The 22,580-nt window shown below is 69.0% G+C and carries 22 protein-coding genes and 2 pseudogenes; 6 read left to right on the top strand and 18 right to left on the bottom strand.

From position 1 onward, the window contains the following. A complete protein-coding gene (locus HEP74_RS19750; protein WP_185814309.1) occupies positions 1 to 756 on the bottom strand; it encodes an IclR family transcriptional regulator in 756 nt (251 codons plus the stop codon). 303 nt (positions 757 to 1,059) lie between these two features. On the opposite strand from HEP74_RS19750, the gene fucP reads away from it, so the two are divergent. Both fucP and HEP74_RS19760 read left to right on the top strand, forming a co-directional pair. Continuing rightward, complete coding sequence (fucP, locus tag HEP74_RS19755; protein WP_185816724.1) at positions 1,060 to 2,373, top strand: L-fucose:H+ symporter permease; 1,314 nt, start codon at positions 1,060 to 1,062, stop codon at positions 2,371 to 2,373. Between the two features lies 1 nt (position 2,374). Beyond that, positions 2,375 to 2,740, top strand: a complete 366-nt coding sequence (locus HEP74_RS19760) for an L-rhamnose mutarotase (RefSeq protein ID WP_185814310.1) — start codon at positions 2,375 to 2,377, stop codon at positions 2,738 to 2,740. A gap of 366 nt (positions 2,741 to 3,106) precedes the next feature. On the opposite strand, the gene HEP74_RS21980 is transcribed toward HEP74_RS19760, so the two are convergent. From HEP74_RS21980 to HEP74_RS19805, 10 genes and pseudogenes are all read right to left on the bottom strand, one after another. After that, entirely contained in the window at positions 3,107 to 3,706 is a 600-nt protein-coding gene (locus tag HEP74_RS21980; protein WP_255427804.1) for a transposase, read from the bottom strand. Between the two features lie 154 nt (positions 3,707 to 3,860). Continuing rightward, positions 3,861 to 4,160, bottom strand: a pseudogene (locus tag HEP74_RS22055) (transposase); the annotation flags it as partial. Positions 4,161 to 4,361: 201 nt separating this feature from the next. Next, a complete protein-coding gene (locus HEP74_RS19770) occupies positions 4,362 to 5,681 on the bottom strand; it encodes an L-fuconate dehydratase (RefSeq protein WP_185814311.1) in 1,320 nt (439 codons plus the stop codon). Between the two features lie 300 nt (positions 5,682 to 5,981). Next, positions 5,982 to 6,839 (bottom strand): fumarylacetoacetate hydrolase family protein, encoded by an 858-nt coding sequence (locus tag HEP74_RS19775; protein WP_185814312.1) that lies wholly within the window; start codon positions 6,837 to 6,839, stop codon positions 5,982 to 5,984. Positions 6,840 to 6,873: 34 nt separating this feature from the next. Next, a complete protein-coding gene (locus tag HEP74_RS19780) occupies positions 6,874 to 7,620 on the bottom strand; it encodes an SDR family oxidoreductase (RefSeq protein ID WP_185814313.1) in 747 nt (248 codons plus the stop codon). 51 nt (positions 7,621 to 7,671) lie between these two features. Then, positions 7,672 to 8,526, bottom strand: a complete 855-nt coding sequence (locus tag HEP74_RS19785) for an amidohydrolase family protein (protein WP_185814314.1) — start codon at positions 8,524 to 8,526, stop codon at positions 7,672 to 7,674. After that, positions 8,523 to 9,524 carry an aldo/keto reductase gene (locus HEP74_RS19790; RefSeq protein WP_185816725.1) on the bottom strand — a complete coding sequence of 334 codons (1,002 nt, stop codon included), beginning with the start codon at positions 9,522 to 9,524 and terminating at the stop codon, positions 8,523 to 8,525. The genes HEP74_RS19785 and HEP74_RS19790 overlap by 4 nt, the downstream gene beginning before the upstream one ends. Positions 9,525 to 9,915: 391 nt before the next feature. Further along, positions 9,916 to 10,560, bottom strand: coding sequence for an HAD-IA family hydrolase (locus HEP74_RS19795; protein ID WP_185814315.1), 645 nt, complete (start codon positions 10,558 to 10,560; stop codon positions 9,916 to 9,918). 104 nt (positions 10,561 to 10,664) lie between these two features. Next, the gene (locus HEP74_RS19800) at positions 10,665 to 10,880 is read right to left on the bottom strand and encodes a hypothetical protein (RefSeq protein WP_185814316.1); all 216 of its coding nucleotides are present in this window, start codon (positions 10,878 to 10,880) and stop codon (positions 10,665 to 10,667) included. Between the two features lie 4 nt (positions 10,881 to 10,884). Beyond that, on the bottom strand, positions 10,885 to 11,445 hold the full coding sequence (locus tag HEP74_RS19805; protein ID WP_185816726.1) for a peroxiredoxin family protein: 561 nt from the start codon (positions 11,443 to 11,445) through the stop codon (positions 10,885 to 10,887). 114 nt (positions 11,446 to 11,559) lie between these two features. Between HEP74_RS19805 and HEP74_RS21990 the strand changes: the two genes are divergently transcribed. After that, positions 11,560 to 12,009 (top strand): hypothetical protein, encoded by a 450-nt coding sequence (locus HEP74_RS21990; protein ID WP_255427805.1) that lies wholly within the window; start codon positions 11,560 to 11,562, stop codon positions 12,007 to 12,009. Positions 12,010 to 12,120: 111 nt separating this feature from the next. On the opposite strand, the gene glpK is transcribed toward HEP74_RS21990, so the two are convergent. From glpK to HEP74_RS19830, 4 genes are all read right to left on the bottom strand, one after another. Then, positions 12,121 to 13,620 (bottom strand): glycerol kinase GlpK, encoded by a 1,500-nt coding sequence (gene glpK / locus HEP74_RS19815; RefSeq protein WP_185814317.1) that lies wholly within the window; start codon positions 13,618 to 13,620, stop codon positions 12,121 to 12,123. A gap of 95 nt (positions 13,621 to 13,715) precedes the next feature. Further along, complete coding sequence (locus tag HEP74_RS19820; protein ID WP_185814318.1) at positions 13,716 to 14,534, bottom strand: MIP/aquaporin family protein; 819 nt, start codon at positions 14,532 to 14,534, stop codon at positions 13,716 to 13,718. A 180-nt stretch (positions 14,535 to 14,714) separates the two neighbouring features. Then, entirely contained in the window at positions 14,715 to 16,229 is a 1,515-nt protein-coding gene (gene glpD / locus HEP74_RS19825) for a glycerol-3-phosphate dehydrogenase (protein WP_185814319.1), read from the bottom strand. A 347-nt stretch (positions 16,230 to 16,576) separates the two neighbouring features. Next, positions 16,577 to 17,431, bottom strand: coding sequence for a DeoR/GlpR family DNA-binding transcription regulator (locus HEP74_RS19830; RefSeq protein ID WP_185814320.1), 855 nt, complete (start codon positions 17,429 to 17,431; stop codon positions 16,577 to 16,579). Positions 17,432 to 17,598: 167 nt separating this feature from the next. Between HEP74_RS19830 and HEP74_RS19835 the strand changes: the two genes are divergently transcribed. Continuing rightward, positions 17,599 to 18,072, top strand: a complete 474-nt coding sequence (locus tag HEP74_RS19835) for a YehS family protein (RefSeq protein WP_179569339.1) — start codon at positions 17,599 to 17,601, stop codon at positions 18,070 to 18,072. 97 nt (positions 18,073 to 18,169) lie between these two features. Continuing rightward, positions 18,170 to 18,548: pseudogene (locus tag HEP74_RS22060) on the top strand (contact-dependent growth inhibition system immunity protein). 71 nt (positions 18,549 to 18,619) lie between these two features. On the opposite strand, the gene HEP74_RS19845 reads toward HEP74_RS22060, so the two are convergent. Next, positions 18,620 to 19,069, bottom strand: coding sequence for a hypothetical protein (locus HEP74_RS19845; RefSeq protein WP_524540806.1), 450 nt, complete (start codon positions 19,067 to 19,069; stop codon positions 18,620 to 18,622). Between the two features lie 685 nt (positions 19,070 to 19,754). Between HEP74_RS19845 and HEP74_RS19850 the strand changes: the two genes are divergently transcribed. Then, a complete protein-coding gene (locus HEP74_RS19850; RefSeq protein ID WP_185814322.1) occupies positions 19,755 to 20,573 on the top strand; it encodes an HDOD domain-containing protein in 819 nt (272 codons plus the stop codon). A gap of 138 nt (positions 20,574 to 20,711) precedes the next feature. On the opposite strand, the gene HEP74_RS19855 is transcribed toward HEP74_RS19850, so the two are convergent. Continuing rightward, positions 20,712 to 22,100 (bottom strand): FAD-containing oxidoreductase, encoded by a 1,389-nt coding sequence (locus HEP74_RS19855; protein ID WP_185814323.1) that lies wholly within the window; start codon positions 22,098 to 22,100, stop codon positions 20,712 to 20,714. Further along, positions 22,097 to 22,561 (bottom strand): DUF4126 domain-containing protein, encoded by a 465-nt coding sequence (locus tag HEP74_RS19860; RefSeq protein WP_185814324.1) that lies wholly within the window; start codon positions 22,559 to 22,561, stop codon positions 22,097 to 22,099. The genes HEP74_RS19855 and HEP74_RS19860 overlap by 4 nt, the downstream gene beginning before the upstream one ends. Positions 22,562 to 22,580: the final 19 nt, after the last annotated feature.

Below are 22,580 nucleotides of genomic sequence, written 5' to 3' on the forward strand. Positions count from 1 at the left end.
CTACCCACCCAACGCCGCACTGATCTCCGCCGCCGCCGCGCACACCGCCTGCATCGCCGCCTGCGCGTCGATCTGCTGCGGACGGCGTTCGATGAAGGGCACGGTGAGCGTGTAGATGGCGCTGCCGTGCTGCAGGATCGGCGCGGTCAGGTCGATCACGCCGACCACCGCTTCGCTGGGGTGGATGCTGTAGCCCAGCGCGCGCACCTGCGCGGCGGCGGCGAGGAACGCGTCGCGATCGTAGCCCACGTCGCTGGCGTCCAGGCGCTGCAGCAACCGCGCCTGCGCGTCTTCGTGCTGGAACGCGAACAGCACCAGGCCGGAAGTGGAATGCGCGAGCGGGCGGCGGTGGCCCGGGCGCACCACCATGCCCAGGTCGCTGGGCACGTCCATCTGCGCGATGACCACGATCTGGTCGTCCGACGGCGCCACCAGGTGGCAGGGCTGGCGGATCGCATCGGCCAGCCGGCGCATCACCGGCAGCGCCGCCTCGGTGACGTTCTGCACCTGCGGTTGCTGCATGCCGAGCATGAACAGGCGGTTGGTCAGCACGTAGCCGCCCTCGCCCGGCCCCTTGGTCAGGTAGCCGCGCTCTTCCAGCACCTGCAGCATGCGGAAGATCTCGCCGCGCGAACGGCCGATGCCCTGCGAGATCTCGCTCATGGTCATCGGCCGCGCGTCGCGCGCCAGCAGTTCCAGGATATCCAGGCCCTTGTCCAGGGCGGGAGCGCGGTACTTGGGCGGGGGCGTGGTCATTCCGTCGAGGCCAGGCGGGGGGTGGAAGGGCGCTAGGGTACAGGGAATGTCCGTGGACAGAAGCGCGGCGAAACCGGCCCGCGCCTGGCGCGCGGATGTCCGCATCGCCTGCCAGGTCCGACGCGTGCACGCCGATGCCGGCGCTTGCGAAGACCGCCCGCGCCAGCGTTCGGACACCGCGCACGCCATGGCGTGCCATGCAAATATAAACACGGATTTTATATTTGCATGGCGACAGCGACCGCAGTACGCTCCGGCCACAACTTCAACGCCACGCGGCACATCCTGGGAGGGGTAGGCGGCATGCACTACAGCAGCGACACCGCAACAGCGGCGCCCGGCAGCCTGGCGCGCACCGCCATCGTGCCCCTGGTCCTGATCGTCAGCCTGTTCTTTCTGTGGGGCATGGCGAACAACCTCAACGACATCCTGATCAAGCAGTTCAAGAAGGCGTTCGAGCTGTCCGACCTGCAGGCCGGGCTGGTGCAGAGCGCGTTCTACCTGGGCTACTTCGTGTTCGCGATCCCGGCGGCGATGTTCATGCGCCGCTTCAGCTACAAGGCGGCGGTGGTGCTCGGCCTGCTGCTGTACGCGACCGGCGCGTTCCTGTTCTACCCGGCCGCGCAGGAGCACACCTACGGCTTGTTCCTGCTGGCGCTGTTCGTGATCGCCAGTGGCCTGGCGTTCCTGGAAACCACCGCCAATCCGCTGGTCACCGTGCTCGGCCCGGCCGAAGGCGCGGCGCGGCGGCTGAACCTGGCGCAGGCGTTCAATCCGCTCGGCTCGATTACCGGGGTGATGATCGGCCAGCACTTCATCCTCTCCGGCGTGGAGCACACCCCGCAGCAACTGGCGGCGATGGCGCCGTCCGCGCGCGCCAGCTTTTTCGCCGCCGAATCGGCGGCGGTGCAGACCCCGTATCTGATCATCGGCGCGGTGGTGGTGCTGTGGGCCCTGCTGATCGGGCTGACCCGCTTCCCGGTCACCCGCGACAGCGGCGCCGCGGCCAGCGGCGGCAGGGCCTATTTCGGCCCGCTGCTGCGCAACCGCCGCTTCGTGTTCGCGGTGGTCGCGCAGTTCTTCTACGTCGGTGCGCAGGTCGGCATCTGGAGCTACCTCATCCGCTATCTGCAGGACGCAGTGCCGGGCACCCCGGAAAAGACCGCGGCCAGCTTCCTCACTGTCTCGCTGGTGTTGTTCATGGCCGGCCGCTTCATCGGTACCGCGTTGCTGCGCTTAGTGTCGCCGGCGGTGTTGCTGGGCGCGTTCGCGCTGCTCAACCTGCTGCTGTGCGGCGTGGCGATCGCGTTGCCGGGCTGGACCGGGCTGTACGCGCTGGTGGCCAGCAGCGCGTTCATGTCAGTGATGTTCCCGACCATCTTCGCGCTGGGCCTGGATGGCTTGAACGACGACGCGCGCAAGCTCGGCTCGTCGCTGATCGTGATGTCGATCATCGGCGGCGCGGTGCTGACCGCGCTGATGGGCGCGCTGTCCGACCGCGCCGGCATCCACTGGGCGATGACCGTGCCTGCGTTGTGCTTCGCGGTGATCCTGGTGTTCGCGTCCTATGCGCGCGACCGCGCGGCCACGACGCGCGCCACCGTTGCGGGAGCCTGAGATGCCGCGCCACTGCTATCTGCTCGACCTGCACGACGACCCGGCGCTGATCGCCGAATACGAGCGCTGGCATCGCCCCGACACGGTGTGGCCGGAGATCGTCGCCTCGCTGCGCAACGCCGGCATCCGCGAACTGGACATCCACCGCTGCGGCGACCGCCTGGTGATGCTGATGGAGGTGGACGACGACTATTCGCCCGCGGCCAAGGCCGCCGCGGATGCCGCCGACCCGCGCGTGCAGGCATGGGAAGAGTTGATGTGGCGCTTCCAGAAGCCGCTGCCGGGTTCGGCGCCGGGCGAGAAATGGCGCGAGGCGCTGCAGATCTTTTCGCTGCAGGCGGCGCTGGCGGAGCAGGCGCGGGACTGAAATCTCCCGGTAAAGACTGCGCTCCTACCATGCCGAAAAGCCACCCTGTAGGAGCGGCTTCAGCCGCGACAGACTGCATTGGTAGAGCGCGTCGCGGCTGAAGCCGCTCCTACAGAATCGCGGCGCAACGCAAGCAGTGAGCAGTGGGCGGTGCGAAAAGCAATTTGGTCCCGATAGCGTCCGAAGCCGTCAGGGTCCCCACTTCGTTCGTCGCGGCTGAAGGGCACCTCGAACAACCCATAGTTTCATCACTATGAGCCGCGAGTACGCAGCGTCAGCGCGTCTTGAGGACGACTTCAGTGCATTGCCGGCTTGCTGAATGGCATTGATGTGCCAGGTAAGGCGGCCGTCGGCCGCCTTACCTGATCACGCCGGCACGATGCCGCGATGCTGCAGCCGCGCCAGCCGCATCAGGTTGTGACTGGCGACCTTCAACCCGATCACCACCGTGGCCCGTGCCAACCCGATGGTGCGCAGGCATTTACCGCCCTGCTGCGCCAGCCGCGCGAACGGGTGTTCGCCGAACACCCGGTCCTTGGCAAGCCGCCGGTTGCGGCGCTGTTCGGCCGCGCTTAGCGGCTTGCGCGCCTGGCCCTGGTGCTGAATGGCCGCCCGATAGCCGCGTTGCGTCAGATCGGCCTCCCGCGATGCGTCGGCATAGCCACTGTCGGCCCACACCGTGCGTCCGTGATTGCGGGGATCCAGCACGTCCTCGAAGTGTCGGCTGTCATGTACGTTGGCTGCGCTCACCGCATGTCGGCGGATGAAGCCCCAACGCCGATCGGTGCTGGCGTGCAGCTTGTAGCCGTAATGCGCCTTGCCGTGCTTGCGCGTCCAACGCGCTTGCACATCCTTCTGCGCGCGCTTGGCGTCGCTCCAGTCTTGGCCTACCTCGCCACCCTGCTTGATCTGTGCGTTCTCCTCGCGCGTGTTGCGTTGGATCGGGGGCGCTGACGATGCTCGCATCGATGATCTGACCGCCACGCGCAATGAATCCCGCCCGCTGCAATTGCACGCCGACCGCTGCGCTGATGTCGCCCATCACATCCTGCGCCTTGAGCCGCTCGCGCCACACCCAGATCGTCTTGGCGTCAGGCACCTTGCCGCTGTGTTCCAGCCCAAGGAACTGCTGGAAACTGCGCCGATCCAGCACCTGGTACTCCAGCGCATCGTCAGAGAGGTTGTATAGCTGCTGCAACAGCAGCAGTTTGACCATCACCACCGTCGGCCAGGCCGGACGGCCCCCGCGCGTGCCGGTGCCCAAGGACAGCTTCGCATCGATGCCTTGGGCAATCGCTGCGAAATCGATATGACGCGAAAGCAGGGTCAGCGGGTCGCCTATCTGCTGACGCTTGGCTTCGCGTTCGTGTCCGGCAAACAGGCTGATCATCGCAGGGCCTCGGCTCTCTCTTCTGACCATATGATGCCAAAGAAGGGGGTTTTTAGAGGTGCCCTGAAGTCGCTCCTACAGGGACTTGCGGCGAGCCGGCCGGGTGCACTGTGGGAGGGACTTCAGTCCCGACGGCTTCCGAAGCCGTCGAGTCCGCCGCTGCGTTCGTCGCGGCTGAAGCCGCTCCTACATGGGTGCGTGCGTGGCCCTTGGCCGCGCACGCTTGTCGCGCTAGGCCTGCTGCGCGGCCAGGTCCGCGCTCCAGAACGGGCCATCCGGATACAGGTACTGGGTGACCGACTGCGCGTGCATCTCGGCGGAGAAGCCCGGCAGCGTCGGTGCCAGGTAGCGGCCGTGTTCGATGCGCACCGGGTCGACGAAGTGCTGGTGCAGGTGATCGACGAACTCGATCGCGCGGTCTTCCATCTTGCCGGTGATGGCGACGAAGTCGGCCATCGCGAGGTGCTGCACCAACTCGCACAGGCCGACGCCGCCGGCATGCGGAAACACGCGCACGCCGAACTTCGCCGCCAGCAGCAGGATCGCCAGGTTCTCGTTGACCCCGCCCACGCGCGCGGCGTCGATCTGGATCAGGTCCACCGCGCCGGCCTGCAGCAGTTGCTTGAACACCACGCGGTTCTGCGTGTGCTCGCCGGTGGACACCGGCACCGGCGCGATGCCCTGGCGGATCGCGGCGTGGCCGAGCACGTCGTCGGGGCTGGTCGGCTCCTCGATCCAGGCGATGTCGAACTCGGCCAGCTGGCGCATCCAGGCGATCGCCGGGCCCACGTCCCAGCGCTGGTTGGCGTCCACCGCCATCGCGATGTCCGGGCCGATCGCTGCGCGCGCCAGGCGGCAGCGGCGGATGTCGTCCTGCACATTGGCGCCGACCTTGAGCTTGATGGTGCGGAAGCCGTCGGCCACCGCTTCCTTGGCCAGGCGCACCAGCTTCTCGTCGGAGTAGCCGAGCCAGCCGGGCGAGGTGGTGTAGGCCGGGTAGCCCTGTTCGAGCAGCGTCTGCAGGCGTTCGGCGCGCAGCGGCTCGGCCGCGCGCAGCATGGCCAGCGCTTCGTCGGGGGTCAGCGCGTCGGTCAGATAACGGAAGTCGATGGTGGCCACCAGCTGTTCCGGCGACAGCTCGGCGATGTAGCGCCACAGCGGCTTGCCGGCGCGGCGCGCGGCCATATCCCAGGCCGCGTTGATGACGCCGCCGATGGCCATGTGCATCACGCCCTTCTCCGGGCCCAGCCAGCGCAGCTGCGAATCGTCGGTGAGGCTGCGCGCGAAGCCGCCCAGATCACCGATGACGTCTTCCACGTCGCGCCCGACCACATGGTGCGACAGCGCCGCGATCGCCGCGCTCTGCACGTCGTTGCCGCGGCCGATGGTGAACACCAGGCCGTAGCCGGCGAGACCGTCGTCGGCATCGGTGCGCAGGCGCAGGTAGGCGGCCGAATAGTCCGGATCCGGATTCATCGCATCGGAACCGTCCAGTTCGCGCGAAGTGGGGAAACGCACGTCGAAGGTCTCGAGGGCAACGATTTTGCTCATGGGGATCCTGGTCGGTGAGGCGGTAGAGAAAAAGAAAAAATGCGCTGGACAAGCCCCTCTCCCCCCGGGAGAGGGGTTGGGGTGAGGGTGCGGGAGTGCACAACTGCAGCCGCCCCTGCAAAAACACGAACGAAGTAAGAGCACGCAGCTGTCTTGCACATGCGGGACGTGTGGCAAGGCGCTGACGAAAAAGACTGCCTGCGCATGCATTGCGAGGTGGCTTCGCCCCCTACCCTCACCCCAACCCCTCTCTCCCACGGGACTTCCTTCGGTCGCCGGAGGGAGAGGGGCTTTGCGGCTTTAGCTTGCGTCGCGCGGATGGGCGACCACGGCCTGGCGCTGTTCGCCCAGGCCCTCGATGCCCAGCGCCATCACATCGCCCGGTTTCAGGTAGATCGGCGGCTTCTGGCCCAGGCCCACGCCCGGCGGCGTGCCGGTGCTGATCACGTCGCCCGGCATCAGCGTCATGTAGCGGCTGATGTGGCTGACCAGCTCGGCCACGCCGAACACCATCGTGCGCGTGTTGCCGTTCTGGTAGCGGTGGCCGTTGACCTCCAGCCACATCGACAGGTTCTGCGGGTCGGCCACTTCGTCGGCAGTGACCAGCCACGGGCCGAGCGGGCCGAAGCCGTCGCAGCTCTTGCCCTTGACCCACTGCCCGCCGTGCTCGAGCTGGAACTCGCGCTCGGACAGGTCGTTGATCACCGCGTAGCCGGCGACGTGCTTGAGCGCGTCCTCCAGCGCCACGTCGCGGGCGACATCGCCGATCACCACGCCCAGCTCCACTTCCCAGTCGCTCTTCTTCGAGCCGCGCGGAATCGTCACGGTGTCGTTGGGGCCGCTGATCGCGGTGGTGGCCTTCATGAACAGCACCGGCATCTCCGGCACCGCCATGCCCGACTCGGCGGCGTGGTCGGCGTAGTTCAGGCCGACGCAGATGAACTTGCCGACGCGGCCCACGGCCGGCCCGTAGCGCACCTCGCCTTCCACCTTGGGCAGCGTGGCCGGGTCGAGCGCGCGCAGCGTGTCCAGGCCGGCGGCGGTGAGGTGTTCGCCGGCGACGTCGTCGATGATCGCGGACAGGTCGCGCAGATGGCCATTGGCGTCGAGCAGAGCAGGACGTTCGTGGCCGGGTTCGCCGTAGCGCAGCAGTTTCATGGGATGTCCTCTTGGAAGTGGAAGGCAGGCGCGGTCAGTTCGACCAGCCGCCGTCGATGATGTGGGTCTGGCCAGTGGTGAACGAGGCGTCGTCCGAGGCCAGGTACACCACGAGTTGCGCGATCTCGCGCGGGTCGCCGAGGCGGCCCATCGGCTGGCGGTCGGTGAAGCTCTTCCACACCGCCTGCTCGTCGCCGCCCAGCGCCTTGACCCGCTGGCCCAGCGACGGCGTCTTGATCGTGCCCGGGCAGATCGCGTTGCAACGGATGCCCTTGGCCACGTAGTCGGCAGCGATGGCCTTGCTCAGCCCGATCACCGCCGCCTTGGTCACGCCATAGGCGAAGCGGTTCGGCACGCCCTTGATGCTGGAGGCCACCGAGGACATGTTGACGATGCTGCCGCGGCCCTGCTCCAGCATGCCCGGCAACACCGCCTGGCACAGGTAGTACATCGCATCGACGTTGATCGCGAACGAGCGCCGCCACGCCGGCTCGTCGCAGTCGAGGATGCTGCCCTGGTGCACGTAGCCGGCGCAGTTGAACAGCACGTCGAACGGCGCGTTCGCCGCGACCAGCGCCTGGATCGCCGCGGCGTCGGTGACGTCCAACGTCTGCGTGACGATCGCATCGGATTCGGCGGCCAGCGCCTGCAATGCGGCGGCATCGATGTCGGTGGCCAGCACCTGTGCGCCCTCGCGCGCGCAGGCCAGCGCGCTCTCGCGGCCGATGCCGGCGCCGGCGGCGGTGATCAGGCAGCGCTTGCCTTGCAGGCGGCCGCTCATGCGCGGCTCCGGGGATGGAAGGCGGACGTGGTCATGGTGGGGCACTCTCGATCAGGGGGAAGGAAGCGGCTGGGGCAAACGGTAGAAGCGGCGTGCGTTGCCGGCGAACACGTCGGCAGCGTGGCCGGCGGCATGCCGCGCGACCAGCGCCTGCGCCAGCGCGAGCCAGTCGCCGTAGCCGGCGCGCTGGGTCAGCACCGGCCAGTCGCTGCCCCACAGCACCCGCTGCGCGCCGAAACAGGCGAACACCTGCGCCACGTACGGCTCGATCGCCGCCGCGTCGGCATCGGCAGGCAGTTCGGTGAGCAGACCGGACAGCTTGCACAGCACGTTCGGATGCCGCGCCAGCTGCGCCAGGCCATCGGCCCAGGCGGCGAAACCGTCGCCGCCGATCGCCGGCTTGGCGGCATGGTCGAGCACCACGCGCAACGCCGGATGGCGCCGCAGCCGCGCCTGCAGCGCGGGCAGGTGCAGCGGCTTGACCAGCGCGTCGAACGCCAGGTCGTGCCGCAGCATCGCGTCGAACGCGGGGTCCAGCTGCGGCCGCGCCAACCACTGCGGATCGGCCAGGTCCTGCACCATCGGCCGCAGGCCCTTGAGCAGCCCGTCGCCCTCGGCGCACAGAGCGGCGATGCGCGCGGCCGCGTCGGCGGCCTCGAAATCGATCCAGCCGACCACGCCGGCGATGCGCGGCTGCGCGCGTGCGAGCTGCAACAGGTAGCGGGTCTCCGCTTCGGTCTGCGCCGCCTGCACCGCGACGATCGCGTCCACGCCGTGCGCATCGAGCGTGGCGATCAGGTCTTCGGGCACGAAGTCGCGATACAGCGCGGCGAGGTCGGGCGTCAGCCAGTCGTAGTCGCCGCGCGCCAGCTGCCAGAAGTGCACGTGCGCATCGACCACGTTCACGGCGTCGGCACCTGCGCCTGCAGCAGGCCCTGGTTGCGCAGGTCGCGCCACAGCGCGGGCGGAATCGCCGCCTGCAGGCGCGCGGCGGCGCTGGCCACCTCCGCCGGCGTGCGCATGCCGGCGACCACCGCGGCGACCGCCGGGTGCGCGAGCGGGAACTGCAGCGCGGCCGCGCCGACGTCCACGCCCTGCGCCGCGCAGGCCGCGAACAGCTGCTGCGCGTGCTTGAGCGTGGCTGCATCCACCGGCGCGTAGTTGTAGGTGTCGCCGGGGCCGCGCGCGTCGCTGAGCAGGCCCGAGCTGTACGGGCCGGCGACCAGGATGCCGACCTGGTGCTGCAGCGCCTGCGCCATGATCCGCTGCGCCGCGTGCTGTTCGAGCAAGGTGTAACGGCCGGCCAGCATCACGCAATCCAGCGGGAACAGCGGCATCAGTTCCAGCGCGATGTCTTCCTCGTTGACGCCGATGCCGATCGCGCGGCAGGCGCCGCTGGCCTTGAGCTCGGCCATCGCCGGCAAGGCCTCGTCCAGCGCCTGGCGCAGCATCGCCGGGTGGCGTTCGCCATGAGTGAGGCGGCCGATGTCGTGCAGCAGCAGCACGTCCACGTGATCGGTGCAGAGCCGCTGCAGGCTGGCCTCGAATTCACGCAGCACGCCGTCGCGGCTGTAGTCGAACGCGGCGCCGCGCCCGGCCACGGCGAAGCCGTCGCGCCCCGGCGTGGCACCGGCCTCGTCGTAGACGCGGCGTCCGACCTTGGTCGACAGCGTGTAGCTGGCGCGCGGCAGCCCGCGCAGGCCCTGCCCGAGCCGGCGCTCGCTCAGCCCGTAGCCGTAATACGGCGCGGTGTCGAAATGGCGGATGCCGGCGGCATGGGCGTCGGCGACCGCGGCCAGCGCCACCGCATCGTCCACTTCCGCATACAGATTGCCGATCGGCGCGGCGCCGAAGCCCAGCGTGGCGATGCGCACGCCGCTGCGGCCCAGCGGGCGCTGCGCGATTGGGCCGGGCTCGACGGCGGCGATGGCTGCGTTCACTGGCACCGGCCTCGACCGTTTGCCGACGCAAGGCGCCCGCTCGACCTGCAGGATCGGGGACCGCTGGAATTGCGCATGCCACGCCTCCGCCCACCTAGGGCCAGATCGGATGATGGCCGGATCGCGTCGCCCTGACCGCTGGCGCCGCTTGCCGGCTGTTCGTATATGAATATAGCAATCATAAGTGAACAATCAACGACGCGGTGCAGCATGGGGCTGGGAATCGGGAATGGGGAGTCGGGAATGGGTAGAAGCGGTTCCTGGGCGCGGCGGGATTGCGAGCAGGCGAGGAACGGCGGCCGGGGGAATCGGGAGCTGGGATGACGGGCCAGCCGCCTTTGCGGCCGAGGCGCGATCAGGCCGGGATCGGCAGGCCCAGCCGGTCCCAGACGTCCGCCGGGCGTTGCAGCAGCGGCAGTGGCGTGTGCGGCTGCAGCGCGGCCGGCAAGGTGTAGCCCCAGCCGACGCCGGCGAAGGCGATGCCGGCCTGGCGCGCAGCGTCGGCGTCGCGGATCTCGTCGCCCACACAGAGTGCACGTGCGGCGGGTACCCGGCATGCCTTGAGCGCTGCGCGCAGCTTGCGGCGCTTGCCGAGCACCGCGGCGCCGCAGCCGATGTGGCGGAAGCGCGCGGTCAGTTCGGCGCCGAGCACGCGCTCGACGTTGTCGCGGCTGTTGGAGGTCACCAGGGCGAGGTGCACGCCGGCCCGCGCGAGCGCGTCCAGCAATTCGGTCACCCCGTCGAACAGGGCGATGCGCTCGATCTGCGCGGCCATCAGCGCGCGCATGCGCCGCGCCATCGCCAGCACCCGCCACCAGCGGATGCCGCTGCGCGCCATCAATTCGCGCGCGCTCAGGCTGCGGATTTCCTGCAGCCGCTCCGGCTCGAAGCGGCGGAAGCCGAACTCGTCGGCGACATCGTTGATGGTGTCCAGGAACCAGGCGAAGGAATCGGCCAGGGTGCCGTCGAAATCGAAGATGATCAGGTCGTAGCGGCGCATGCGGCGGCAGCATGCCGCAGCACCGGCCGCGTCGCCAGCACCGCCGAGCCCCGCGCCTGCACACGGTTAAGCCGGAGCCGGCCGCGGCCGGCTCCGGCGCTGGCTCAACCGCAGCAGTAGCAGACCAGCGGCTTGCCGGGACCGCCCGGCCCCAACTCGCCGCCGAACGGCGCGCACTCCTGCTGACACGCCCAGGCGCTACACGATGCATCCTTCTCGATTCCGTCGCCGGCGGTCGCCTGCACCGCGCCGAAGCCCATGCAGGCCAGGAACACGGCCGCGGCCATGCCGTTACGCAACGCTGTCCAACGCTGTTTCATGTCGTCACTCCTCGAGAGTTGCCAAAGCCGCCGGCGCCTCCGTGCGTCGCACTGCGGCCACCAGGTCCTGCACCCGCTCCGTGGTATCGAAGACGCCGACGCGCGCATAGCGCACCCGTCCATCGCGGTCCAGCGCCAGCATCGATGGCACGTTGCGCGCGCGAAACAGCATCAGCGCGCGGCGATCGGTGAGCGTGGTCACCGGAAAGGGAAAGCGGTGCTCGATGGCATAGCGACGCGCCTGGTCGGGACTGCACTGGCATACCCCCAGCACCTGCACGCGGCCGCCCTGCTCGGCCAGGCGCTGCGCCGCCTGCACCACCGTCGGCGCCGAGCGCTTGCAATAGGGGCAGGTGGTGGTGAAGAAGAACAGCACCTGCGTGTCCGCCGCCGGCACACCCAGGGTCAGCGCCGAACCGTCCAACGCGGTCGCCGCGATCTTCGGCACGTACATGCCCAGATACGGCTCGGTGGTGCGGGTCACGAACCAGCGCCGCTCTTCGCGCAGCTGGCGGTTCTGCCAGGCCAGCACCGCCAGCAGCGCGCAGGCCGCGAGCAAGGCCAGCCAACTCCAGGGAAAACGACGTGCCATGCGCTGTGCATCCCGTGCGGTGTCGCTCGCAGGCTGCGCAACTGCGCCGGGTTCGGTCAACGCCTGGCGTGCGGTTTTTGCGGCCGCGTGGCGATGCTGGGGAGGCAATCACGCTTTGCCGCAGCTGCGCATTCCAGTGGCGTGCGCCGCCTTGCGCGTAAGCGCAAGGCCTGCACGCTGCATTTCTCTAAATCATGGGAGCAGCGTCTGCAGCGAGATGCGCTGGCGCGCCTTCATCCGCCCTTGCCTTCCGCTTCACGCGCTGCGTTCGCGGCGGCGCGCACGGTGCAGCCTGGTTTTCCGAATCATGAGGCGCATATGCAGATGCAGAATCCCAACCCCGGCCAGGATCCGCAGCAGCCACCGAACGAGGTGCCCGGACAGGTTCCGAATCCGGGCGTGGATCCGATTCCGGATCGGCCGGTGGATCCGATCCCGGACCAGCCGATCGACCCGACCATCCCGCCAATCAGCGATCCGGTCGGCGATGTCGATGCCCCGGTGCCGGGGCCGCGTGGGCCGACGCAGTACGTCTAGCGTCCGGCCCAGAAAACTCCCCTGTAGGAGCGGCTTCAGCCGCGACCGGATCTTACCGGGACGCCGGTCGCGGCTGAAGCCGCTCCTACAGAGGCAGAGTGTTGGCGATGGCTAGCGAATCCGGAACCCCATCGTCGCCTCCACCGCCTGTTGCCAGCCGGCATACAGTTCCTCGCGGCGCTCGGCCGGCATGTTCGGCTCGAAGCGACGGTCCACCGCCCATTGCTGCGCGATCTCCGCGCGATCCTTCCAGAAGCCCGTCGCCAATCCGGCCAGGTACGCGGCGCCCAGCGCGGTGGTTTCCGCGACTTCCGGGCGCAGCACCGGCACGTCGAGGATGTCGCTCTGGAACTGGGCCATGAAGTCGTTGCTGATCGCGCCGCCATCGGCGCGCAGTTCCTTCAGCTCGATGCCCGAATCGACCTGCATCGCGGTCAGCACGTCGCGGGTCTGATACGCCATCGACTCCACCGCGGCACGGATGAAATGCTCCTTGGTGGTGCCGCGGGTCAGGCCGAACACCGCGCCGCGGATGTCGCTGCGCCAGTACGGCGCGCCCAGGCCGACGAAGGCCGGCACGAAATACACGCCGTCGTTGTCGCCGGCACGCTCGGCGTAGGACTGCGAGTCGCTGGCCTTGCCGAACATGCGCAGGCCGTCGCGCAGCCACTGCACCACCGAACCGGCGACGAAGATCGCCCCTTCCAGCGCGTACTCGACCTTGCCGTCCACGCCCCAGGCGATCGTGGTGAGCAGGCCGTTCTTGGATTCCACCGCTTTTTCGCCGGTGTTCATCAGCATGAAACAGCCGGTGCCGTAAGTGTTCTTGGCCATGCCTGGCTCGAAACAGGCCTGGCCGAACAGCGCCGCCTGCTGGTCGCCGGCGATGCCGGCGATCGGCACTTCGTGGCCGTAGAAATACTGGCCCTGGGTGGTGCCGTAGATCTCGCTGGAGGAACGCACCTCCGGCAGCATCGAGGCGGGGATGTCGAGCATCTGCAGCAGCTCTTCGTCCCAGCGCAGTTCGTGGATGTTGTACAGCAGCGTGCGCGAGGCGTTGGTGTAGTCGGTGACGTGGACCTTGCCGGCGGTGAGGTTCCAGATCAGCCAGCTGTCGATGGTGCCGAACGCCAGTTCGCCGCGCTGCGCGCGTTCGCGCGCGCCTTCGACGTGGTCGAGGATCCACTTGACCTTGGTGCCGGAGAAATATGCATCGATCAGCAGCCCGGTCTTGGCCCGTACCATGTCCTCGTGGCCGGCGGCCTTGAGCTGTTCGCAGATGTCCTTGGTCTGCCGCGATTGCCAGACGATGGCGTTGTAGATCGGCTGCCCGGTGGCGCGGTCCCACACCACCGCGGTCTCGCGCTGGTTGGTGATGCCGATGCCGGCGATCGCGCTCGCGTCCACCTGCTGGTTGTTCAGCAGCTCGGTGATCGTGGTGTAGACGCTGGTCATGATCTCGCGCGGGTTGTGCTCCACCCAGCCCGGTTGCGGGAAGATCTGCCCGAACTCGCGTTGCGCCATGCCCGCGATGTGGCCCTTGCGGTCGAACAGGATCGCGCGCGAACTGGTGGTGCCCTGGTCGATGGCCAGGATGAATTTCTTTTCCATCGGTGACTCCTGCGGGGTCGTGAAGGCGCGCGCCGCGGCGGCGCCCGAAATGGATGGGGACGTGCCGGCGGTGCCGGCACCCAGGTCGCGCCGGCTCAGGCCTGGCGCGACGCCGCTTCTTCCTCGAGCGCCTTGATCCGCGCCGGCAGGAACGGATAGATCAGCCATTGGTAGGCCGCGCCGCCGATCACGCCACCAATCAGCGGGCCGACGATCGGAATCCACCAGTAGCTGTTGGCCGACGGCAACGCCGAGGACCCCCAGCCGGCGAAGTAGGCGAACAGGCGCGGCCCGAAATCGCGCGCCGGATTGATCGCCCACGCTTCCAGGTAGCCCATCGAGGCGCCGATGGTCGCCACCAGCAGGCCGATCATCAGCGCACCGGAATTGGCGGTGGGCGCGGCCTCGTTATAGCGCTCGGTGATGGCGAAGATGCCGAAGATCAGGAACGCGGTCAGGATCACCTGGTCGCGCAGCGCATGCATCGGGGTGATCGCCAGGCCCGGTGCGGTGAAGAACACGCCGGCCGCGCCGCCCGCTTCACGGGTTAGCTGATGGGCCTGGTTGTAGTGGTCGATCACCGGCGCGAACAGCAGATAGACGATGCCCGCGCCGAGGAAGCCGCCGACCACCTGCGCCGCCCAGTACGGCAACACCTTTTTCCACGAGAAACCGCGGAACACCGCCAGCGCCAGGGTTACCGCCGGGTTGGCGTGGGTACCGGAGACCGAGCCGGTCGCGTAGATCGCGATCGTCACCGCCAGGCCCCAGGCGATGCACACGCCCCAATAGGCGTTCTGGTAGGGGCTGGGGTCGTACAGCACGTACATGCACGCCACCGAACAGCCGAAGGCGATGATGATCACCATCGCCACCGCCTCGGAAATCAGTTCGCCAAGCAGTTGCCGGTTCATGCGCGCTGCTCCCGCACTGCTGTCGTCGTCTTGCCGGTCATGCCGGTCGTCGTCTTGCACATGCCTGCCACCCTCCACGGTCGTTCCCAGGTTCGCGCGCGGCGGCGGATGCCGATGCGCGCGGCGATTGCGCACGCGCGGCCGGCGCCCGAGACGGGCACGCCGGCCGCGGTGCTTGCCTCATGCGGGCGCGGCGGCCACCGCGGCCGGCGCCTGTTGCAGATAGTCGATCAGCCGCTGGCGGCCGGCCGCGTCGATGCGCAGGCCGAGCTTGCTGCGGCGCCACAGCAGATCGTCGGCCTGGGTCACCCATTCGTGTTCGCGCAGGTAGTCCACTTCGGCCTGGTACAGATCGGCGCCGAAATGCTCACCCAGTTGCTGCACCGATGCCGCGTCGCCCAACAGTTGCACCGCACGGGTGCCGTAGTTGCGCGCCAGCCGCCACGCGGTCGCCTCGCTCAGCCATGGCCGCGCCGCGCGCAGTTCCTGCGCCAGCACGCGGATGTCGCGGCGCTCGCCGCCGGGCAGCGGCGCGCCGCGCGCGGTCCACGCCGGCGCCTTGCGCCCGGCGTGCGCGACCAGCCGGTCCACCGCTTCCTCGGCCAGCTTGCGATAGGTGGTGAGCTTGCCGCCGAACACGTTGAGCAGCGCCGCGCCGTCGTCCGCGTCCACTTCCAGCAGGTAGTCGCGGGTGACCTCGGCGGCGTTGTCCTCCTCGTCGTCGAGCAGCGGGCGCACGCCGCTGTAGCTCCACACCACGTCGCTGGGCGCGATCTGCTTGAGGAAATAGCGGTTGGCCGCCTCGCACAGATAGCGCGTCTCCTCGGCATCGATCTTCGGCGCGGACGGATCGGCGCGGTAGTCCACGTCGGTGGTGCCGATCAAGGTGAAGTCGTGCTCGTAGGGAATCGCGAACACGATACGCCGGTCGGGCTGCTGGAAGATGTAGGCGTGGTCGTGCTCGAACAGCCGCGGCACCACGATGTGGCTGCCCTTGACCAGGCGCAGCGCGTGGTCGTGGCCGACCTTGGCCACGTCGTCCAGGAACTGCACCGCCCACGGCCCGGCGGCATTGACCAGCGCGCGCGCCTGCAGGTCCTGGCGGCGGCCGTCGGCATGCTCCAGCTGCACCTGCCATATGCCGCCGACGCGGCGCGCCGCGACGCAGCGGGTGCGGGTCAGGATCCGCGCGCCGCGCTGCGCCGCGTCCATCGCGTTGAGCACCACCAGCCGCGCGTCCTGCACCCATGCATCGGAATAGACGAAGCCGGTTCGGAATTCCTCGCGCAGCGGCGCGCCGACCGGATCCGAGCGCAGCGCCATGCGCTTGGAACCCGGCAGGGTGCGGCGGCCGCGGCCGAGATGGTCGTACAGGAACAGGCCGGTGCGGATCATCCACGCCGGGCGCAGGTGCGGCTGGTGCGGCAGCAGGAAGCGCAGCGGCCAGATGATGTGCGGGGCCAGGCGCAGCAGCACTTCGCGCTCGGCCAGCGCCTTGCCGACCAGCGCGAACTCGTACTGCTCCAGGTAGCGCAGCCCGCCATGGATCAGCTTGGTGCTGGCGCTGGAGGTGTGCGAGGCCAGATCGTCGCGCTCGCACAGGCACACCGACAGGCCACGGCCCACCGCATCGCGGGCGATGCCCACCCCATTGATGCCGCCACCGACCACCAGCACATCGTAGATCTCGCGCATTGCCTGACTCCGGAAGCGTCGTGTCACCGGGCAAACGCCTGGATCGACGACGAAGGACGAAAAGATCGTAAACGAACATTTTCGAACATAGCACGCTGCAGTGCAGCGTAGAGTCAACGCGGAGCCCTGCTGGCGGCGGCTTAGGCGCATGGCGACCGCTTCATTTCCGGCAGCCGGCTCCCGCCGATAGCGACTCCCGGCAGGATTTAACGTCATAATAACGAAACAATACGAACATAAACGCACACAAAATGCGGAGCGTCTGTTCATAGCGCCGGTCGCTGCGCCGCCCGGCATGCGCCCGCATGCCGGCTTGCCTCACCCACGCACGTCGCGGGCGGCGCAGCTCAGTCCGGATCGGCCTGGCTGCCAGCCACCACGTCCGCCTCGGCCTCACCGTCGGCGCCCCCCTCGGCAACGAACACGCGGGTGCCGGCCTCAGCCAGCACGGCGGCCAGTTCCGGCGGCGGCGCGCGGTCGGTGAACCAGGCTTGGACCCGCGCGATCGACCCGAGCCGGACCATCGCGTTGCGGCCGAGCTTGCTGTGGTCGGCGGCCAGGAACACCTGCCGCGAGTGCTCGATGATGGCCTGCGCCACCCGCACTTCGTGGAAATCGAAGTCCAGCAAGGTGCCGTCCGGATCGATGCCGGAAATGCCGATCACGCCGAAATCCACCTTGAACTGGCGGATCAGTTCGATCGTGGCCTCGCCGGTGACGCCCTGGTCGCGGCCGCGTACGCGCCCGCCGGCCACCATCACCTCGAAGCTCGGATTGGCGCTCATCATCACCGCCACGTTGAGATTGTTGGTGATCACCCGCAGCCCGCTGTGCCCCATCAGCGCGCGCGCCACGTCCTCGTTGGTGGTGCCGATGTTGATGAACAGCGACGCGTCGTCGGGGATGTGCTGCGCCAGCAGCGTGGCGATGCGCCGCTTCTCCTGCGCCTGCAGCGACTTGCGCGCCGTGTAAGCCAGGTTCTCCACGCTCGACGGCAGGCTGACCCCGCCGTGGTAGCGGCGCAGCAGGCCGGCCTCGCACAGCAGCGCCACGTCGCGGCGGATGGTCTGCGGGGTCACCTCGAAACGCGTGGCCAGCCCTTCCACTTCGGCGTAGCCCTGCTGTCGCACCAGCGTCACCAGCTGTTCCTGGCGCGGATTGAGCGCGGGCACCGCGCTCGGCTTGGGAATCGTGTTGTCCATGCGCCGATGATGGGGCGCATGCGCGCGCGGATGCAAACGCCGCCGGTCGCGATCGCACGGCGCCGCGGCGACCGGCACGCCTCGACACGACGCGCCTACCCCGCCATGCGGGACACGGCCTAGACTACGCACCCCGCCGGACGCCCACCGGCAGCACCGGACCGGCCATGATCAACAACGACGTACTGCGCTCCATCCGCTACATGCTCGACCTGAGCGACCAGATGATCGTGGATACGGTCCACCTCGCCGATCCCGCGTTCCCGATCGACAAGAGCGAAGTGCCGGCCTACCTGAAGAAGGAGGACGAGGACGGCTTCGTCGAATGCAGCGATCTGGTGCTGGCGCACTTCCTCGACGGGCTGGTGTTCCACTACCGCGGCCGCGACGACAGCCTGCCGGCGCGCCCGGTGGAAACCCGGGTCACCAACAACGTGGTGCTGAAGAAGCTGCGCGTGGCGTTCCAGCTGAAGGACGTGGACATGCACCAGATCTTCGCCGACGCCGGCTTCCCGGTGTCCAAGCCGGAACTGTCGGCGCTGTTCCGCCAGCCCGAGCACAAGAACTTCCGCCTGTGCGGCGACCAGCTGCTGCGCAACTTCCTCAAGGGCCTGACCCTGCGGATGCGCGCGGCGGGGTGAGGCAGGTCGCGCCGCGGCCGATGGCAGGACACCACCCGGAGCCAGGATGAAGAAGGTTGCCGCCTACAGGATCGAGGGAACCGTCCTGCTTCAAGCGATGTCGTTGACCGACAGCGGCGTGGATCGCGCATGGGGAGGTTCTCTCCATCCTTGCGGACGATCCAGCCGGGCTGGCGAGCGCGATCAGGGAATCGCTCGAACATTCGATCGAAGGCGTCGCGCATCCGCCGCAGTCCGAATGGAAGCACATCCAGCGGCCGATCCTGCACGCCGCCGGCGTCAAGAATTGGGCCGCCCTCGGCAAGAAGGCAACAGCCGTGGGCATCGAATGGACCGGCGATACGGTTGCCTTCATCCCGTCCGTCGATTTCCGCCACCACGGCGGGGAGGACAGCGACGAGCACACCATTCACTGCGGCGTCGATGACGCGCGGCTAGGCGCCAAGCTGCTCGAGGCCTTCGAACACGCAACTTGATGGCGATATCGCTGGGCGCCTCCAATGCCGGCACGCCCAGCCAGGCGCCGCGTGCGGTACGACGCAGGCGCTCAGCGGATCCGGTAGACCCGCGCCTTCGGCAGGTCTTCGTCCACCTGCAAGAACCAGCGTCCGGCGATGCCGGGCACGACCTTGATCACCGGCGAGGCCAGTGCGGTGCGCAGGGTCATGCTGCCCTTGAGCACCTTCCACTGCTGGCCATTGTCCAGCACGAACACGGTGCCCGGCGCCCAGCCGGCGACCTCGCCCTGCACGCGGGCACTGATCGGGCCATCGTCCAGGCCGATCATCATGCCCTGCCCGGCCTCGGCATCGCCGGCGACGGCCGCTGCGGGCGCAGACGCGGGCCGGGCCGGGGCCTGTGCCGTCTCGCGCGTCTCGGCGTCGCGCAGCAGGCGATTGAGCGTAGACAGCTGGGTCGGGGTCAGTCCGACCTCGCGCAACTGCTCGGCGCTCAGCTTGTGCTCGATCTCCACATACCCCGACTGCGCCTGCGCCATCGGCGCCGCCAGGGCGCATGCCAGCGACAGCACTATGTATTTCATCGTTCGATCCTGCCGCGTTCGCGGATAAGAAAGGCCGCACGGTCGATGGGACCGGCTCCCCAGTTCGGCGAGTTTGGGTCAATCTAGTGACACTTGGATGACGCCCCGCACCTGTGGCCATCGCGGACAGTTTGCCCGACAGCAAACGCTACGGCCGGCTGCCGCCCCTCGGCGAATTGCCGCGACGACCGGCGCGACGATCACAGCGCAGCGCTGCCGGCGTTCACGCTCGCGCAAGCCCAGCGCCCCATGGCGCTTTGGCACGTCCTGCGCGCTGCACACCGCCACAGGGGATCGCCGAACGGCCGCGCTCGTGGTCCTGCACGGGCACGCACGCGCTCGATCAGCACGCTACAGGCATCTTTCGGTCCAGGGGTCGACGCTCGGCGCTCGGTCGCAGCGGCTTGCACGGAAACGCCTGTCGCGACCGACGGCCGAGGCGGCACCCCGCCGTACCCGCAATGTGTTGTCCACACACCGCGCGGCATGTCCAGCCGGCGCCATCAGGACGGACCATACCCCCAGGTGTGCACGCCGCCCGCCGCGATTCGGTCTACGATGCGCGGGGTCGCCACCCATGGCGGGCGCCGCCCACTCCCTGCGCCGGCGGTGTCCCTTCCCGTTCCGTTTTGAGGTCCCCATGAAACTAGAGGTGCTGTTCGACCAGTTGCACACCCTGCCGACCATCCCCAAGGTGGCGCAGGAGCTGATCCTGCAATTCGACAATCCCACCACCAGCCTGGACAGCGTGGCGCGCAGCATCGAGCGCGACCCGGTGATCGCGGCCAAGGTGCTGCGCCTGGCCAACTCGGCGCGGTTCCGCGGCGCGCGCGATTCGACCAGCGTCGAGGACGCGGCGCTGCGCCTGGGCTTCAACACGCTGCGCACGCTGGTGCTGGCCTCGTCGATGACCGACGCGTTCCATGCGCCCGCCCATTTCGACCTGCGCGCATTCTGGCTGCACAGCTTCGAGGTCGCCGGCATCTGCCGACTGCTGGCCAAGCAGAAGGGCCTGGATCCGGAAACCGCGTTCACCTGCGGCATGATGCACAACATCGGCGAATTGCTGATCCAGACCGGCGCCCCGGACTATGCGGCGCAGCTGCATCCGGATGCGTCCTCCAGCGGCCGCGCCGCCGACGAGACTGTGCAGTTGGGCTTCGGCTACCCGGAAGTGGGCGCCGAGCTGGCGCGACGCTGGCACCTGCCGGAGGTGATCCAGACCGCGATCGCCTTCCAGGCACGGCCGCTGCAGGCGCCGGAAGGCCAGCCGATGCCGCGCGTGGTGGCACAGGCGGCGCTGGTCGCCGATGCGCTGGAGCGCTGCGGCGGGGCCACCCCGGAAGCGCGGCAGGCGGTCAGCGGCCCGCTGCTGGACGACGTGGACCTGGACGCGCTGTTCACCGTGCTGCCGGACGTGATCGAGGCCGACCGCGCGTTCACCGAGATGCTGCGCTAAGCGTTGCTCGCCGCGCCTTCGGCAACGAGGGCGATCGGAAACCACTGTAGGAGCGGCTTCAGCCGCGACCGGGCGTTACCGGCAACGCCCGGTCGCGGCTGAAGCCGCTCCTACATTGTTTGATGGCGGGTGCTTGCGCTACTCGCTGGCCGTCTCGGCCCGCAGCGCGCCAACCACGCTCGGCCATAGCTCGGACACGGTCGGATGGATCGGCACTGCCCACTGCAGCGTCTCGAACGGCTGCTCGGCATTGATCAGATCGAGCACGCCGTGGATGGCTTCGTCGCCGTTGATGCCGAGGATCGCCGCGCCGAGGATGCGGTGGGTCTGCGCATCGGCCACCAGTTTCATGAAGCCGGCGGTCTCGCCGTTCTCGCGCGCACGCCCGACCTGGGTCATCGGCCGCTTGGCGAACAGCAGCGGGCGGCCGCTGGCGCGCGCCTGCGCCTCGGTCATGCCGACCCGGCCCAATGGCGGATCGGTGTATAGCGCATAGCCGGGCACGCGCTGCGACACCCGGCGCTGGCCGCCGTCGAGCAGGTTGGCGGCGACGATCTCGTAGTCGTTGTAGGCGGTATGGGTGAACGCGCCGCGGCCGTTGCAGTCGCCCAGCGCCCACACGCCGGCGGCGCTGGTCGCCAGTTGCTCGTCGACGACGATGTAGCCGCGCGCGTCGGTGGCGATGCCGGCGTGTTCCAGGCCCAGGTCGTCGGTATTGGGCTGCCGCCCCATCGCCAGCAGCACATGGCTGGCGACCACTTCCGGCGCGCCTTCGTGGCAATCCACCCGCACCGCCACGCCCTGCGCATGCGGTGCGAAGGCGATGCACTGCGCGTGGGTGCGCACCGCCACGCCCTCACCTTCCAGCACACTGCGGATGCAGTCGGACACGTCCTCGTCCTCGTGCGCGATCAGCCGCGGCTGCTGCTCGACCACGGTGACCTGCGCACCGAGGCGGCGGAAGATCTGCGCGAATTCCAGGCCGATGTAGCTACCGCCGATCACCGCCAGGTGCCGCGGCACTTCCTGCAGCTGCAGGATCGAGGTATTGGTCAGGTAGTCGATCCGTTCCACCCCCGGCAGCGCCGGCACATGCGCGCGTCCGCCGACGTTGAGGAAGATCTTCGGCGCACTGATGCATTTTTCGCCCACGCGCAGCCGCTGCGGCGCCTCGAAGCGGGCATGGCCGCGCAACACGGTGAGCCCGGGCATGCCGCCCAGCCATTGCTCCAGGTTGTCGCGCGCGCTGTGCGTCACCGCATGCGCGCGCGCCATCACCCGTGCGATGTCGATGCCGACCTCGCCCTGCAGCTGCACGCCGTAGTCGGCGGCGCGCCGCGCGAGGTGCGCCACGCGCGCGCTGGCGACCAGGGTCTTGGTCGGCATGCAGCCGGTGTTGACGCAGGTGCCGCCGACCAGTTGCCGCTCGACCAGCGCCACCTGCATGCCGGCGGCGACCAGCCGGCCGGCCAGCGAGGGTCCGGCCTGGCCGGCGCCGACCACGATCGCGTCGAAGGCGCGGCTCATCGCAGCAGCGCCATCGCCAGCACGCCCAGGCCGATCGCCACCGCGTCTTCGAGCAGCGCGGCCGGCAGATCGCGACCGAAACGCTGCGCCATCGCCGCACGCGCCGCGGCACCGCCGTAGGCCCCCAGCACCGCGCCGAGCGCACCGGCGACCATCGCCGTCACCCACAGCCCGCCGCCCATGCCCACCGCCGCGCCGCACAGCCCGCCCATCACGATGCGCGTGCCGAACTGCAGCGGCACCTTGCGGCTGGGCGTGCCTGGCAGCTGGTCGGTGACCAGCTCGCCGACGGCCAGCAGCGAGACGATCCACGGGGTAAAGCGCCAACCCAGGAATGCCAGTGGCGTGCCGACCAGCGGCAACACGCCCAGGCTGGCGGCCCAGCTGACCACGGCCGGCGCGGTCATCGCGCGCAGGCCAGCGACGATCCCGATCAACAGCGCGACGACGAGCAGGCTCATGGCGGCGACTCCGGCAGGT

The organism is Xanthomonas sp. SS, from assembly GCF_014236835.1.
In the GTDB taxonomy this organism is placed as follows: domain Bacteria; phylum Pseudomonadota; class Gammaproteobacteria; order Xanthomonadales; family Xanthomonadaceae; genus Xanthomonas_A.